The organism is Paraburkholderia sp. SIMBA_054, assembly GCF_046534875.1.
Lineage (GTDB): Bacteria > Pseudomonadota > Gammaproteobacteria > Burkholderiales > Burkholderiaceae > Paraburkholderia > Paraburkholderia hospita.
Genome location: NZ_JAWRXV010000008.1, coordinates 153,172 through 168,499, shown reverse-complemented (window position 1 = coordinate 168,499; position 15,328 = coordinate 153,172). Strand labels below are relative to the sequence as shown.

Annotated in this window: 12 protein-coding genes; 5 read left to right on the top strand and 7 right to left on the bottom strand. The window is 60.0% G+C overall.

What is annotated here, in order from left to right:
- Positions 1-16: 16 nt before the first annotated feature.
- Entirely contained in the window at positions 17-1,387 is a 1,371-nt protein-coding gene (pcaB, locus tag SB822_RS12355) for a 3-carboxy-cis,cis-muconate cycloisomerase (protein WP_410854787.1), read from the bottom strand.
- Between the two features lie 152 nt (positions 1,388-1,539).
- Between pcaB and SB822_RS12350 the strand changes: the two genes are divergently transcribed.
- Positions 1,540-2,289 (top strand): GntR family transcriptional regulator, encoded by a 750-nt coding sequence (locus tag SB822_RS12350; RefSeq protein ID WP_410854786.1) that lies wholly within the window; start codon positions 1,540-1,542, stop codon positions 2,287-2,289.
- Positions 2,290-2,741: 452 nt separating this feature from the next.
- A complete protein-coding gene (locus tag SB822_RS12345) occupies positions 2,742-3,326 on the top strand; it encodes a hypothetical protein (protein ID WP_410854785.1) in 585 nt (194 codons plus the stop codon).
- An 84-nt stretch (positions 3,327-3,410) separates the two neighbouring features.
- Here SB822_RS12345 and SB822_RS12340 read toward each other — a convergent pair whose 3' ends face one another.
- The 3 genes from SB822_RS12340 to SB822_RS12330 form a co-directional block, all read right to left on the bottom strand.
- Positions 3,411-4,472 carry a porin gene (locus SB822_RS12340; protein WP_410854848.1) on the bottom strand — a complete coding sequence of 354 codons (1,062 nt, stop codon included), beginning with the start codon at positions 4,470-4,472 and terminating at the stop codon, positions 3,411-3,413.
- A gap of 146 nt (positions 4,473-4,618) precedes the next feature.
- Positions 4,619-5,920, bottom strand: a complete 1,302-nt coding sequence (locus SB822_RS12335) for a dicarboxylate/amino acid:cation symporter (protein ID WP_410854784.1) — start codon at positions 5,918-5,920, stop codon at positions 4,619-4,621.
- A 150-nt stretch (positions 5,921-6,070) separates the two neighbouring features.
- Complete coding sequence (locus SB822_RS12330) at positions 6,071-6,934, bottom strand: amidohydrolase family protein (RefSeq protein ID WP_079503049.1); 864 nt, start codon at positions 6,932-6,934, stop codon at positions 6,071-6,073.
- A 144-nt stretch (positions 6,935-7,078) separates the two neighbouring features.
- Here SB822_RS12330 and SB822_RS12325 point away from each other — a divergent pair, with 144 nt between their 5' ends.
- Positions 7,079-8,011, top strand: a complete 933-nt coding sequence (locus tag SB822_RS12325) for a LysR family transcriptional regulator (RefSeq protein WP_007740832.1) — start codon at positions 7,079-7,081, stop codon at positions 8,009-8,011.
- A gap of 314 nt (positions 8,012-8,325) precedes the next feature.
- Here the strand turns inward: SB822_RS12325 and SB822_RS12320 are convergent, their stop codons facing one another.
- Entirely contained in the window at positions 8,326-9,675 is a 1,350-nt protein-coding gene (locus SB822_RS12320) for an FAD-binding oxidoreductase (protein ID WP_410854783.1), read from the bottom strand.
- Between the two features lie 450 nt (positions 9,676-10,125).
- Between SB822_RS12320 and SB822_RS12315 the strand changes: the two genes are divergently transcribed.
- Entirely contained in the window at positions 10,126-11,547 is a 1,422-nt protein-coding gene (locus SB822_RS12315; protein WP_007576702.1) for a DUF2252 domain-containing protein, read from the top strand.
- A gap of 118 nt (positions 11,548-11,665) precedes the next feature.
- Here the strand turns inward: SB822_RS12315 and SB822_RS12310 are convergent, their stop codons facing one another.
- Positions 11,666-12,670, bottom strand: a complete 1,005-nt coding sequence (locus SB822_RS12310) for a hypothetical protein (RefSeq protein ID WP_007576700.1) — start codon at positions 12,668-12,670, stop codon at positions 11,666-11,668.
- A 377-nt stretch (positions 12,671-13,047) separates the two neighbouring features.
- Positions 13,048-13,215: a hypothetical protein gene (locus tag SB822_RS12305; protein WP_007576698.1), complete on the bottom strand. Its 168-nt coding sequence runs from the start codon at positions 13,213-13,215 to the stop codon at positions 13,048-13,050.
- 585 nt (positions 13,216-13,800) lie between these two features.
- Here SB822_RS12305 and SB822_RS12300 point away from each other — a divergent pair.
- Positions 13,801-15,135: a hypothetical protein gene (locus tag SB822_RS12300; protein ID WP_410854782.1), complete on the top strand. Its 1,335-nt coding sequence runs from the start codon at positions 13,801-13,803 to the stop codon at positions 15,133-15,135.
- Positions 15,136-15,328 lie beyond the last annotated feature (193 nt).

Sequence of the window (15,328 nt, the reverse complement as noted above, 5' to 3'; positions counted from 1 at the left end):
CTCCACAGATCGTTGATCAGATCTCGCTGGACAACGCGAGCGCGCGGTCGACCATCTGCGGTGCAAGACCAAGATAGTTCGCGGGGTCCGTCATGCGGTCGATCGCGTCGCGATCGAAATGGCGTGTCACTTCAGGCAGCGCAGCCAGCGCTTCGGCCAGCGTGCCGCCCTGCTCGTTCACCGTGCGGCAAGCGTCGTAGACGATGTCGTGCGCCTGCTGGCGGCCCGTGATCGGCGCCATCTGCATCATCACCGCCTCGGCGACGATCAGCCCCTTGCTGATGCCGAGGTTGTGCTTCATGCGTTCGGTATCGACGATCAGTCCGCCGAGCGCGAACTTCGCCTGGTGCAGCGCGCCCGAGGTCAGAATGAAGCTCTCGGGAATCGCAATCCACTCCGCGTGCCACGGGCCCGTCGCGCGCTCGAAGTCCTGGATCATTGCGTCCACCATCAATCCCGCCTGTTGCCGCACCGCTTTTGCCGCGGCAAGCATCAGTTCGCTCGAAATCGGATTGCGCTTTTGCGGCATCGTGCTGCTCGCGCCGCGTCCCTTCACGAACGGCTCATACACTTCGCCGAATTCGTTCGACGCCATGATCATGATGTCGGTGGCGATCTTGCCCAGCGAGCCCGTGACGATCGCGAGCAGGTTGACGGTTTCGGCGAAACCATCGCGCGCGACATGCCATGTCGTGGCCGGCACGCCGAGCTTCAGTTCCTGCGCGAGTGCCTTCTGCACGTCGAGACCCTTGTCGCCGAGCGACGCGAGCGTGCCCGCCGCGCCGGCGAATTCGACTACGGCGACGCGCTTGCGCATCTCCGCGATGCGCTGCTGGTGCCGGTCGAACATCGCCAGCCAGATCGCTACCTTGTAGCCGAACGTGACGGGCAGCGCCTGTTGCAAGTGCGTACGGCCCGCCATCGGCGTATCGCGATGCTTCTTCGCAAGGTCGGCGAGGATGCCGCGCAGTTCGCGGATGTCGCCGTCGATCGAATCGAGCGCGTCGCGTACCTGCAGCGACACGGCTGTGTCCATGATGTCCTGCGTCGTCGCGCCCCAATGCACATAGCGGCCCGCCTCGCCGCACATGCCGACGAGCTGATGCACGAGCGGCAGGATCGGATAGCCGACGATGTCCGTTTCCTCGCGCATATGGTCGAAGTCGATGCGCTCGATCTGCGATTCGCGTGCGATTGCTTCGGCCGCGTCGGCGGGGATCACGCCGACGCGCGCCTCGGCCTTGGCGAGCGCGACTTCGACATCGATATAGCGCTGTACGAGCGCGTGATCCGAAAACACGGCGCGCATTTTGGCGGTGCCGAACGCGTCGCGAAACAGGATCGAATCGAAGACGGTGCTGGAAGAAGGGATGGAGCGGCTGTTCATGGCGGGCTTGGCCTCGATCAAAACGGGTTTGAAGGAATTGCGGGACAGAGTGACTGACGCCTCAATATGTCCGGACATATTCAAGATAATATGTTCGAACATATGATTCAAGCTATGATTTACCCCTGGATCAGCGCTGCCCGTCACCCGATATGAACAAACCCCATTACGCCGACATCGCCCGCGACCTGACGCAGGGCATCGCCAGCGGCCGCTTCCCGGTCGGTACGTATCTGCCGACCGAGCTGGAACTGCGCGACCAGTACAAGACCAGCCGTCACACGATCCGTGCCGCCTTGCATGAGCTTCAGCAGCTCGGCTTCGTGTCGCGCCGGAAAAACGCGGGCACGCGCGTCGAGTCGACACAGCCGAAGAACGACTTCCGCCCTTCGCTGGCGTCCGTTGAGGATCTGGTTCAGTTCGGCTCGAAACACCAGCGCGTGGTGCAGTCGACGGCGGAGATCGCGGCGGCGGGTCCGTTGGCCAAGGTCTTGCAATGCGATGAGGGCGATCGCTGGCTACGCATATCGAGTCTGCGTGTCGACGGCGATGGCAGACGGCCGCCGATCGGATGGACGGATGTGTACATCGATCCCGGTTATGCCGACATCGCCGAGGCCGCTCGCGAAGAACCGGATACGCTCATCAGCGCGCTGATCGAAGCGCGCTACGGCCGATGCGTGACGGAGATACAGCAGGACGTTCACGCCGTGAACCTCTCGCGGGAAATGGCTGAGTTGTTGCGGGTCGAGGCAGGCACTGCGGCGCTGGAGATCGTGCGTCGCTATCTGGACTCGTCGGGCGTCGCGTTCGAGGTGTCGGTCAGTTTGCATCCCGCGGAACGTTTCTCCGTTTCGATGCGATTGAAGCGGTCAGCGGTTTCGGCGAAGGAAAATATCTGACTGGTCCGATGCCCGTCGATTGAGTCGTCGACGGTTCTGGCCGCTTATGCCAAATCCATCTGGCACCTGCGAATATCGTGCATTACACTCAATTCAGCTATGCGACCTTAAAGGCGTAGCCGACCCACGAAGTCATCATCGAGCGGAATTTCGTGCACCCCTTCTGCACCTGTCTGCCGACACCGAGTGAAAAAATGACCGCTTGGTGAAGCGTTTCGCCATTCATTACTTTGGCCCACGCTTAAGTCTTTCTTGATTCCCACTCCAGAACACCTGGCCGCACTGACGGTCCATCGTTCTCTCTCACAGCTTGCTCCGCAGATGGCGGCAGCGCGGTATCACTGCGGCCATTTTTAATTTCAGTTGTTTGAATTGGGCGCCTGCTGCAGCCAGGCAATGGGCCCCTGCGCGCCGTGATCCCAAGCGCCTGATTCGGTGACAAGGAGATGACCATGAAGATCAAGCATGCAAGCATTTTATCGGCAACAGCCGTTGCACTTCTTTTGCTTAGTGGTGCCGCGCAGGCCGGCGATCACGACGGCCACGGCGGCCTTTGCTCGAACGCAACGCTAAAGGGAGCGTTTGAGTTTATCGGTCATGGAGTGATTCTTGGATTGAAAACTGCCGATGGTGTGTTGCATCCGTACGCCACTCAGCCGATCCTCGATGACGTTGCCCTGGTGACGTTCGACGGCGCGGGCACTTTTCAACGCACCGACTTCGGCATGATCGGCGGGTTGCCGAAAGGGGGAAAGACGACATTCAATCCGAAACAGGAAGGCACCTACACGGTGAACCCCGATTGCACCGGCACCATGAAAATCGTCTATACCGCCGGCGGAGCCGTTCCCGCGGGCGTCGAGACTGATCTGAACATCGTCATTGCTGCCGACGGGACGCTCGTCGAATCCGTTGTCTACAGGGCGGTCACCGTGGCAGGCGAGAGCCTCGACCACACAATGTGTCCACCGAATTGCGAGCAAGGTGTGCAAGAGTACTTTGAGGGGAAAAAGATTCTCGTCTACGGCTTCCGTTAGTCGAGTCGCGGATGGGTACATGCCTGGCCACGGGCGCAGGCTTTCTGCCTTTAAAGCCTGCGCCTTCTGCGAAATAACTGCAGCCTAGAAACTGTGCTGCATGCCGACTCCATAAGTACTGCCGGAAGGATTGCCCGTCAGCTTGTCATAGGAGTAGACCGCATACACATAGGTGCGCTTCGAAAGAATATAGTCGTACGCGAGGCTGCCCGTATTGCGTACATCGCTGCGATCGAGTGGCGCGCTGTGTTTCGTGCGAGCCCACTCGGCGAGGATCACATTCGACGGCGACAGCGGAACCGACACGCCCAGTTCATACGTATGCGAGCCCGTTTCCACGTCGTTGTTGCTGGTCATCTGCGCGGCGCCGTAGACCTTGACGAAGCTGGCGTCGTAGGCGGCGCCCACCAGATACAGGTATTGTCCCGTCGACGGCGCAACTGCAACTGAACGAACCCGTTGTGCGGAGAAAACGGCCGTCACTGGTCCGTTCACATAGGTCAGGTGCAGGCCAAGATTGTCTCGCCCCTGATGTCCGGTCGCACTGCTCACGCCATAGATCACAGTACCCGTGAGGCCGCCATAACTGGGCGACACATATTCGACAGCGTTCTGCCAGACCGTGTCGCCGATCTGCGTATTGTTGTAGCTCGCCGTGTACGACTGCACGATCAACGGCGAAAACACCACGGACGAACCAAACGGATTGACGAACTGCTGGTTGATATAGGTCGGGTTGGTCTGCTCGCCGAGTTTCACCGTGCCGAATGCGCCAGTCAGGCCCACATAGGCATTGCGCGAGAACAGACCGTCCGTCGCGTTCCGTCCATTATGCCCCGTGTTCGGTCTAAAGAAGCCTTCGAGCGAGAAGACAACTGCATTGCCGCCGCCGATATCTTCGCGCCCGCGCATGCCCCAGAACGAGGTCGTCATCCCGCCGCCGCCCATCTGAACCGTGCTCGCGCGAGTCGTGCTGAGTTTCGAACTGTCGATATACATCCCGATCAGGCCGTACATCTGAACCCCCGGCGATGTCATCGTCGCCGCGCCCGCTGCGGCTTGCGAGGCGTCGGCATGTGCGACACCCGCCGTTGCCGCGAACCACGCTGCTGCGGCACAACGAATACAACGAACATTGAAACCCAACGCGTTTTGCTGATTGCTTTTTCTAGTTGACTTCAACTGCGTCTCCAGACGGTTTGTATTTTTCAGGCGCGAGTGGTCCCGCTGCGTGTGCTCGACGCACACGCAGACCACAAAACACTCAGGCGTTTTGTTGTTTGGCTAGCCGGTCATCCCGCGCGACGGCGCAGCATTTCGGCGTTCAGTTTGGAACGGTCGAGTTCGTGTTCCCATGCGGACACGACCAGCGTCGCGACACCGTTGCCGATCGTGTTGACGATCGCGAGCCCGGTGCCCATGAAGCGGTGAATGCCGAGAATCAGCACCATTCCCGATACAGGAATCAGCGGGAAAACCAGCAACGTCGACGTCAGCATGACGAACGCCGCGCCCGCCACACCGCTAGCGCCCTTCGACGTCAGCATCGCTACGCCAACCAGCGTCAGTTGCTGGGTCAGGCTGAGTTCGACGTTGAATGCCTGCGCGATGAACAGCACCGCCATCGTCAGGTAGATGTTCGTGCCGTCGAGGTTGAAGGAATAGCCCGCTGGAATCACGAGACCCACCACCGATTTCGAACAACCGAGACGTTCGAGTTTTTCGAGCATCTGCGGCAGCGCAGCCTCGGACGAACTCGTACCAAGCACGACCAGAATTTCTTCGCGGATATAGCCCATGAAGCGCAGGATGCTGAAACCAAGCATCCGCGAGATCGCGCCGAGCACCAACAGCACGAAGATGACGAGCGTCAGATAGAACGCACCGATCAGCTTCAGCAACGGCAGCACTGCACCGATGCCGTACGTGCCGATCGTGAAGGCAATCGAGCCGAACGCACCGATTGCCGCGACCTTCATGATGATGTGCACGATGCCGAAGAACGTATGCGCGAAGCCTTCGATCATCGTGACGAGCGGTCGTCCGCGCTCGCCTGCGGCCGCGAGCGCAGCACCGAACAGCACCGAGACCAGAAGGATTTGCAGCACATTGCCGGACGTGAACGCGCCCGAAACCGTATCGGGAATGATGTGCATCAGAAACTCGACCGTGTTCTGCTGATGCGCGGCCGTGGTGTAACCCGTCAGTGCTTTCGTATCGATCTTCGCCGGGTCCAGGTTGAAACCGCTGCCAGGATGAAACAGATGCCCTGCAACCAGACCGACCACCAGCGACAGCGTCGACACCACTTCGAAATACAGCAGCGCCTTGCCGCCCACGCGACCGACCTTCTTCATGTCACCCATGCCCGCGATGCCCGTGACGACGGTGCAAAAGATGATCGGGCCGATCACCATCTTGATCAGCTTGATGAACGCGTCGCCGAGCGGCTTCATCTGCACTGCGAGCGACGGCATGAAATGGCCGAGCAGCACGCCGAGCAGAATCGCGACGAGCACATGAAAATAGAGCGCGCGATAAAAAGGCTTCTTCGCCGCCGTTGTGCGCGACGTCATGACTGCACCGTTACTCATGACGTCGCTCCTCGACGGAGGGCTTGCCAAAACATCTGAATCATCGTGTCTCCTGACCATGGATTGTTAGCGAAAGGACGGGGCATGCTGCTTTCCCGTCTGTCTGCCATCGGATGTGGCAGTTCAACGCGTAGTGTTTAAATTGGACTCTCAGAACCCGTAAAGGCGCGCAGGGTTCGTCACCAGCAGCTTCTCGCGCAGCGCAGCGTCTGGACAGAAACGGAACAACAGATCGACCAGTTCGCCGTCGTTCGGCATGTCCTTGCTGATATTCGGATGCGGCCAGTCGGTGCCCCACAGCACGCGGTCGGGCGCAGCCTCGATCAGCGTGCGTGCAAAGGGAATCGCGTCGTCGAAAGGCCGCCGCCCCGCGGACACGCGTTCCGCGCCGCAGACCTTAACCCAGGCGAGCGGATTGCGCATGAGTTCGAGCAGTTGCCTGAACGGCTGCTGATCCAGCCCGGCTTCGGCACGCACACGCCCCATGTGGTCGATCACGAACGGCACCTTGATACGTGCAATCCTCTCCGCGTATTGCAGGATGTCCTGTGCGTCCAGATGCAGCACCACGTGCCAACCGAGCCGCTCGATACGTTCCAGCACCGAGTCGAATACGTCGAGATCCGGCGCGCCGCCCAGATGCGCGACGAAGTTGAAGCGCACTCCGCGCACGCCGTGTGCGTCCAGTTGAGCAAGCTGTTCGTCGGTCACCTTGCCGTCGACGATTGCAACACCGCGATAGCGCCCATTGCCGCGCGTAATCGCGTCGAGCATCGCTGTGTTGTCGGTGCCATGGCAACTGGCCTGCACGATCACGCCGCGGCTCGCGCCAAGAAAATCGTGCAACGCGACGAGACGCTCGAACGGCGCGTCGGGAGGCGTGTAGCTGCGGTCTGGCGCATACGGAAAGACGTCGGCGGGGCCGAATACGTGGCAATGCGCGTCGCAGGCGCCAGCGGGCAACGCGTGGGCCGGTTGAACGGGATGGGGATCGGGCGGCAAACAGGATTTCATCGAACGTCGTCTCTTTGTGCATGTTCCGCGTGCGGCGCGGACTCGATTGAATGAGCGATTGGATGAGCGGATTGTGACGGCGCATGGTTCTGTCTACAATTGCCATACCCAACTAGCTGATATGTGAAATTCACATACCTTTCAATGGAACTGAAGCAGCTCGAGGCATTCGTTCAGGTCGCTGAACTTGGAAGCTTTACGCGCGCCGCGATCACGCTGGACACCAACCAGCCCGCTCTGAGCCGGCTCGTGCGGCAGCTGGAGGTGGAATTGCGTCATACGCTGCTCGAACGCAATGGACGCGGCGTGACGCCGACGCCCGCCGGTCAGCGGATGCTCGCGCACGCGAAAGGCATCCTTCAGCAAGTGCAGCGCGCGTCGCAGGATCTCGACGGGTTGCATGGCGCGCCCGGAGGCCATTTCGGCATCGGCATCACGCCCAGCTTCGCGAAGGTAGCAACGCACGAACTCGTCAAGAGCTTTCGGACGACGTTCCCGGGCGCAACCATTTCCGTGGCGCAGGGCCTTTCCACCTATCTGATCGAATGGCTGATGATGGGCAGAATCGATGTCGCCGTCATGTACGACACGTTCGATACGCCGTTGATCGACAAGCGAACCATCTTTACCGAAGAGCTGTTCCTGATCGGCCCGGATACGGGCGACGCAGGCGGCGATGTGCCGCTTGCGCCGCTTGCGCCTTTGACTGCCGTTCCGTTGCGGGAAATCGCGCGCTATCCGCTTGTCATCCCTGGCCGTATGCATGCGATCAGGCGGATGGTCGAATCGGCAGCAGCGGAGCAAGGCGTGCGTTTGCGGATCGAACTGGAGGTCGATGCTGTCACGTCGATTCTCGACCTTGTCACCGAGGGCATCGGGTACGCGGTGCTATCGCTGAACGCAACGACAAGCGATGCGCTCAAGCGCCGCTTTCAAGTGATGCGGATCACTGAACCGACGCTCTTCAGCCGCCTCGCGATTGCGACCAGCAGCAAGCACACGTTGTCGCAACTGGCGATCCAGGCAATTGCGATGCTTGAAGCGAAGATTCTGCCGTTGTATGGGAATGCTGTGTGATGGTTGTGTTTGCGTCCGCGATTTAGAGCGGCGTGTGGTGGTCGGTCGATGGAAGTGTGTGGGCGCTACGTCACGGTGGAGTGGACAAGTCATCGGCCATTGCGGTCATTGGACCATCTGCTACGTCGAACGACAGCTGTCCTCCTGCCGGAGGACAGCTGGCAGGAATCTGAGTGGAACGATCATCCCGTACCGCCACTCGATTTCTTCAACTTCACTTATGGCCGCCTCGCAAATAGACCGACGGACGCTCTTTCCGTCTTTCTCGCTGCTCACGGTCGTTCGGCAGCAATGATATTCGCAGCACCAAAAAATCACGCAGAGGTAGGTCGCGGGAAGGGCACGATATTCTGATTGAGGCGAAAGAGGTTGCTCGGATCGCAACGGGCTTTCAGACGCGCAAGCCTTTCATATTTGAGAGCGCCATATGCACCTTGAGCGATGGCGGTATCCCCTTGTTCGTTGACGTAATTGGCCTGTATGGACTGGTCCGATATCCTTGTGGCGGCACCCCGCCCCCATGCTATGCACCGTTCGTCGTCCGCCGGATCGTCCCACACGGGCTCGGTAATCCAATAGTATGCCGCTTGTCTCCCGGAATAGGCGGTCGCATCTTCTGGCACGTCTGCGACCGCGCCTCCGAGTTGCAACACGTAAAACTCCGAATCGGGAGTGGGAGCCGCATCAACCTCCCGGAGCATCGTATCGATCGCATTGCTCGTGATACTCCGCCAGAAACCACCTTTGGCATAGTACCGCCGGCACCAGGCGAAGTGGTCATCGTTGCAGCTTTGTAGCTGGACGAACGGCAGGTGCGCGATGGTTCCCTGTCCTGCCTGCGCGAGCCGTCCAAACGGACCGAGCATTTGCTCCGCGTGAGCGATATCGCCCACCCAGACCGCCGTCACGCTCAAACTCGATGACGTCAAAGTGAATGCGACGGAGAACTCGCGCGGTCGAGATCGAGCCAACTCGTCGAGGGTGCCGAGCGCCTCCTTTGCGTGTCTGATCGGGTAGTTCCATTGCCCGACCATGACCGGTCCCAATGCGCAAAGCTTGAAACGGAAGCGGGTGACGATACCGAAATTTCCACCACCCCCGCGTAACCCCCAAAATAGCTCTGGGTCTGAATGGATATCGATCCAGTTCACCGCTCCGTCCGCGGTTACGAGTTCAACTCCCGCAAGGTGATCAATCGTCAGCCCAAACGCGCGGCTGAGCCGGCCCATGCCGCCACCCAGAGTCAGTCCGGCAACACCGGTATGGGAGATCACGCCCGCTGGTACCACATTACCTTTGGGAACGAGCGCCTGATCGAGATTGCCCAACAGGGCTCCGCCGCCAACGTCTACCGTCCCGGCGTTTTCATCCATGACGACCGAATTGAGCCGTGAGAGATCAAGCACGAGACCATCGTCACAGGTGGATAGGCCCGGTATGCTATGGCCGCCTCCTCGCACTGCCAGGAGGGCATTGCTCTGGGCTGCCGAGTCGATGGCCCTTCGAACATCATCGACGCTCTCCGCCTGCAATATTGCGGCGGGCCTGCGGTCGACAAGGCCATTCCACACCCGCCGCGCAGGGTCGTAGTCTGGATGGTCCCGACCGATCACCGGTCCTCGGAATCCAGACGAAACGAGCTTACTGAGCAACCTTCCATGCATGGTGTCGAAAGCTCCGTTAACTTTCTCGTTCCATGAAGATTGTGATGGGGCTCAGGATCGGCATCACCGAACGGAAGATGTTGCCTCTCTTGCAGCCAAAGGCATCGCAAAGTTCGATGGCCTCCTTCGTGAACGTCACCGTCGGCGAACGAGCGATTGCGTACCCGCGATTTCGTATGGCGTCCACGCAAGCAGTCATCAGGCCACACGCAACGCCTTTGCGACGGGCGCACCATTCCGGCCAAGAAAGCTGGAAAAAAACCCGGATTCCATAGACGAACCTAACGCCGAGGATAGCCTGTCGCCATGCGTGTCCGTGCCCCGCCCCGAAGGATGCCGTTGATTTTGATCTACGTGATCCTCCGTCTGTTTCCTATCCTTTCATATAGATCTCGATATCAAGCGGATTCCAGATCCAGGTAGCGCCAACCTGACAAGGGGGAATGTCGCATGTCCAAGAATGATAAGAGAAAGATCGAGAGTGCTGCACCTCAAAACGGGACGCCTTACTTATCGGCCGATGAGCGCGGCGCCAAAGGGCGGGCACTGCGCGATACGGCGCCGCGTGCATCGCATGCAGGATGGAACGCGCCCAAGGATCGCCGTGATCCGGTTGAACTCCTGATCGAATCCAATGAGGGCCGCATCCTGAGCCTGACCCCGATCCGGTTCGGGCGGATGGCTGCTTCGCCTTTCGCGTTTTATCGCGGTGCGGCCGTACTCATGGCAGCCGACCTTGCCGGGACACCAACGAGCGGGCTCCGGGTGCAGGCGTGCGGCGATGCGCACCTGATGAACTTCGGCGGCTTCGCGACGCCCGAACGCAACGTGATCTTCGACGTCAACGATCTCGACGAGACGCTGCCGGCCCCTTTCGAATGGGACCTCAAGCGGCTTGCGGCCAGCGTGGTCGTTGCGGCGCAACATCTGGAGCTTCCCCACAGCGACGCGGGACGCGTGGCCACCGATCTCGTGCGCGCATACCGCGAACGGATGGTCAATTTCGCCGGGATGCGGGCCCTTGATGTCTGGTACAACAAGATCGACCTGCAAAAGTATGAAGATCGAACGGGCGATCCGGCTGTCGTTGCGGCGGCGCGCAAGCGGTTGGCGGAGCGGCTCGAAGTCGAGCGGCGCAAGTCGGTGCCTGACCATCTGTATCCGAAGCTTGTCTCGGAGCAAGGAGTCAAGCCCAGGATCAAGGATGAGCCCCCCCTGATCTTCCATCCGACGGAAGAACAGGCTCCCGGTCTTGAGACAGGCTACAGGGAAGCCATCGCATCGTATCGGGAGAGCTTGCCCGAGCACGTCCGGATACTGTTCGACCGCTTCCACTACGTCGACCTGGCCCTCAAGGTCGTCGGCGTGGGAAGCGTTGGCACGATGTGCGCCGTGGGCCTGTTCATGGCGGCGGACGACGATCCGCTGTTTCTGCAAGTGAAGGAGGCGAAGGCCTCGGTGCTCGAGCCGTATGCGGGCAAGAGCCTGCACCCCAATCATGGCCAGCGTGTCATCGTGGGTCAGCGCCTCATGCAGTCGGCGAGCGATGTGTTCCTCGGATGGACCCGAGGGGTGAACGGCCGCGAATTCTATCTCCGCCAGCTTCGCGACATGAAGTTGTCTGCGGTCATCGAGGATTGGGATACAGGCTTGTTGCGGCAATATGCGCGGATGTGCGCGCATGCCTTGGCTCGCGCGCATGCCCGCTCCGGCGATGCTGCGATGATCGCCGGGTACATGGGCTCCGGACAGACCTTCGACGACGCGGTCGGCGAGTTTGCGACGGAGTATGCGTCCCAGAACCGAAGCGACTATCGGGCCTTCCTCAGCGCAATCAGAGGGGGCCGGATCCAGGTGATGGTCGAGGAATAGACAGGAACGCTGCGGGGCCTTTCCGGGGAGATGCTTTCCTGATGCCAACTTAAGGCCAGGCGGCAAAAATCTCGACCGTCAATGACCCCCACCACACCCCCTTCAACCCTTTTCCAACCTAGTCCACTTTCCAACTCTTCGCCGGATACTCCGGAATGCCAAGCGAGGTTCCCGCTTCCTTGAATGTCACAGTCAGTTGATCACGGATCAATTCAGCGGGATCGCCAATTGTCAGCGACGACTTCGAGCCATCCCATGTGTGGCTCCAGTCGATCTTCTGATTCATGCGCGGAATCAGCGGCAGCGGGCCGATAGTCTTGTCCGGCGGGTTCAGCACGAACGGCAGGATCTTGCCTTTTGCGCAGGTAAGCTGTGCCTTTGGCGTTATCTCATCGGTTGCCTTACCGATGACATAGTGCGTCGAAATGATCTGGAATATCTCGCGTACGTAAATCGCGTCGGATTTTTTGTCAACGCCGCCGACCAGATCCTCACGCGGATCATTGAGCAACACGAAGCTCACGCGCGCACGCATGGCGCCCTGAATCCACGCCGCGGTCTTTTCAATCGGCCACACTTCCTTGCGCTCCGTGGCTCCGACATCGACTTTCGCGCGCACGGAACTCGACAACGTCTGCTTCTGTTCTTCTTCACTCAGCGTGCGTTTGCCCGCGATTCGATACAGGATCACCGGCTTTTTCGCCTGATGCAGCAGGATTGCCGTGTTGTACGCCATGATCGCGATTTCAAGCATGCGGTCGGCGCTGATCGGCGTTGTTTCGACTTTGCCGCTTCTCTGCTGGTAGTGCGTAGCATTCTTGTGAAAGCCGGACCCAACCTCTTTTTCGATCGCAAGGGGCCGCGTGGCCGTTGTTACGCCGCGCAGCCTGGCGAGTGTGTCGTCGTCGAATGTGTTGCTCTGCAATACGGCGGCAAGCAGATTTTCCCCTGTGTTCGCAGGCTGCGGGATGGGCTTCTCTTTGCGCAGGTCGCGATTCTTGGGCTTTAGGTCTGCAAAGAGGAAAGGCTGGCGGCGTTGCCACTTGCCGCGACACAGTTCCGAGCACCACGGGTTCTGGTCCTTACTGACGGGGACCTCTTTTGCGCAGACGACACACAACATGGCTATCTCCTCGCGAGGCGGCAACTTTAATGCTAGGCGTTCGCGAAGAGGAAGTCGATTAAGATCGGACGAAATCATCGGTCGATGCGAGGCGCGTGAAATGGGCAACTACGGATCTTCAACCGGCCCGATGATCTTCATCGCTTCGACAGGAAGAGCCAAACCAGTTCACAGTTGGATGCAGTTGTTTGAGGCATGACGATCTCTCGACGATCGAGAGCAGTCTGGCGCAGTTGACGATGTAGGCGGTTCCCAGCCGCCGGTAGAAGATGCCCCGCGTAGGATGCAGCGGTGTCGAACGGCATGACTGTCATCGACGTCACTGGCTTGATGAAATTGTCGAGGCTGAGAAACCGCCTCGCGCCATATGCAGCCGTTTAACCGAACTTCACCAGATTCAACGTCGGCAACGGACCACCCGGAAACTGCACGAGCCGCGCGCTAATCGCGAGAGGGCCAAGATCGATACCAAAAAAGCCGAGCCGCTCGATGAACTCGCCGATCTTTGCTTTCGCCTGCGCATCATCGCCTGAATAGAACAGCACGCGCTTGCCGCCTTCGCTTGCGGGATCATGGGCAGCGGTTCGGCCATTGCAGACGTTAGAGTGTCGGCTACCGTGAGGCAGCTGATAGGCGCTTCGCCGCCGTTCGCGCCGCCGTAATGCGCCTGCGTAACGCAGCCACGCTTCGTACTTGAATATTCCTGAATCGAGCCACCGGCTTGTTCAGCGCGGCCGTAGGCGAGAGACGGCGGGGCAGCGACATTGCGATAAGTTTTCTATCATGAGCCAGTGGGCTACGAAAACGTTGCTATCCACGCCGCCGACAAATCGGACCATCGGACGAGCGGTCGGACGCGGAGCTGGCATGCTTTTTTAGTCAGACCTCAATGTTGGCGCGAGACGATGCGGACGATCGCAATGGCCGCCGCGAGTCTGCTTGCGGTCGCAAAGCTCAAGCGATCCCGTCAAGTACCAACCGTTTGCAAAGGTCTGGCATAAGGACCTTTGAAAATCGGCGTGCCTGGGCGCATGCGGCTTGGCCGGTCGGGTTCTGGCTGGCAAGCGTAAGCAGTTCCTCGTTGAACAGGAACTGCGCATGAAATACCCCGGGTGCCTGCGACGGAGTACATGGCCCGCCCTGCCACGGCTGGCAAGGAAGTCGAGATGTCTCACGAACTCTACATTCAGGTACTTAGCGCGATGTTCCTGTTCTGGAATGGGGCGCGCATCCTGACGTACCTTCCGACCATCGGCAAACTCCTCGCGAGGGAAGCAGACGTGCGCAGCCACAGTCTGCTCAGTTGGGGTAGCTGGGCTATCAGCAATGGCACGTTCGCACTCATGCTCCTCGAAATGAGCCGGGGAATTCCAAACGGGATGTTCTGGATGAATCTGGCCAATACGCTGATGTGCGTGATCGTTTCGGTCATCATTCTCTTCAGGAGGTTCTCTCGAAAGATCACGCGAAATGAGTCGGGGGCTGGCGCCGTGTCCATGCAGCCGGGGTTGCTGCATCGGCGTGCAGGTAGCCTTGCTGTCGGCGCCAATCTTGCTGTTGATCCAGTGCCGGCCGCACCGACTACGTGGTTCGGACGCCCCGAACTTTGGGTCGCGTGGACGAGCGCATTGGCCTTCGGGGTCGCGGGTGCCATCACGCTTGATGTCTGGCCCAACCATCATGATCAGAGCGCCTACGACGAATTCAAGGCCGGCACCGAGGTGCACGGGACAATCGAACCGGTATCGCCGACACAACAAGTGTCCTCGTCGGGTCCGGTCACGTCATCAACCGCACCTTCTGCTCGCGCAATCGCCCATACCGCACTCACCACTCCTACGCCTTCCACTTCGCCCGAGCGCCGCGCGGCACCTTCCCGGGGTTCTGCTGCACGGCGGCCAGTTGCAGGGCGGCCTGGCAAAGCGGGCAGCGGCGTGCCCCAAAAACGCGGGAATTGGGCGTCGCACTTTATGGCGAGCGTGCGGCAGGCGCTCGGGATCCCCCGATCCGCACCGCCAAAGCGACAGATGTCTTCGCCCGGTCGTAGCGCACCGCCATCGTCGGCTTCTTCTCGTGGAACTGCGGTTTCCCGCGCTGAGATCGCCCGCCACGTGCCTTCCCCTCCGTTCAATCACGGCGCTGCACCGTCCCGGGATTTCGCTGCATCGCAGTTTGCTACGGGGCGGCCTGGTCGTCCGGGCGATTTCGCGACGCAGGATCGCCCCCGTCCGGCGCGCCCCGTTCCCGTGTATGAAGCGCCGCCAACCGTCGTGTTTGAAGCGGCTCCCGTAGTCGAATACGCGGGACCGCCAGGCGTGTATCAGGAGCCTCCCGTCATGTACGCGCAAGCGCCCGATGCCTACGGTCACGGAGATGAGGGCGAGTACAGGGACCGTCGGCAATGGCACGACAATGGCTTGCACAAGGGCTGGAAACATCATCAGCACGAGGAGGACGGCGATTGATGCCTGCCGCTCCTCCGCTGTACTCAACGCACTGTGCTCTCCAATCCCGGCTGCTTTGTACCGGCGACTGCATTTTTTTATGCCTGACGCCTGGCTTCCAACCTTCGTTCGGTTTCCTGAACGTCACCTGGATAGTATAAGGAGCCGGATAGCTTCATCTGGGCAATACACCCGCACCCATCACGCTGAAGTC

Bases quoted from the DNA above. Each gene is read 5' to 3' on its own strand.
- SB822_RS12300 (WP_410854782.1), top strand. From the start codon at position 13,801: ATGGCCCGCCCTGCCACGGCTGGCAAGGAAGTCGAGATGTCTCACGAA.
- SB822_RS12310 (WP_007576700.1), bottom strand. From the start codon at position 12,670: ATGTTGTGTGTCGTCTGCGCAAAAGAGGTCCCCGTCAGTAAGGACCAG.
- SB822_RS12320 (WP_410854783.1), bottom strand. From the start codon at position 9,675: ATGCATGGAAGGTTGCTCAGTAAGCTCGTTTCGTCTGGATTCCGAGGA.
- SB822_RS12335 (WP_410854784.1), bottom strand. From the start codon at position 5,920: ATGAGTAACGGTGCAGTCATGACGTCGCGCACAACGGCGGCGAAGAAG.
- SB822_RS12345 (WP_410854785.1), top strand. From the start codon at position 2,742: ATGAAGATCAAGCATGCAAGCATTTTATCGGCAACAGCCGTTGCACTT.
- SB822_RS12325 (WP_007740832.1), top strand. From the start codon at position 7,079: ATGGAACTGAAGCAGCTCGAGGCATTCGTTCAGGTCGCTGAACTTGGA.
- SB822_RS12350 (WP_410854786.1), top strand. From the start codon at position 1,540: ATGAACAAACCCCATTACGCCGACATCGCCCGCGACCTGACGCAGGGC.
- pcaB (WP_410854787.1), bottom strand. From the start codon at position 1,387: ATGAACAGCCGCTCCATCCCTTCTTCCAGCACCGTCTTCGATTCGATC.
- SB822_RS12315 (WP_007576702.1), top strand. From the start codon at position 10,126: ATGTCCAAGAATGATAAGAGAAAGATCGAGAGTGCTGCACCTCAAAAC.
- SB822_RS12330 (WP_079503049.1), bottom strand. From the start codon at position 6,934: ATGAAATCCTGTTTGCCGCCCGATCCCCATCCCGTTCAACCGGCCCAC.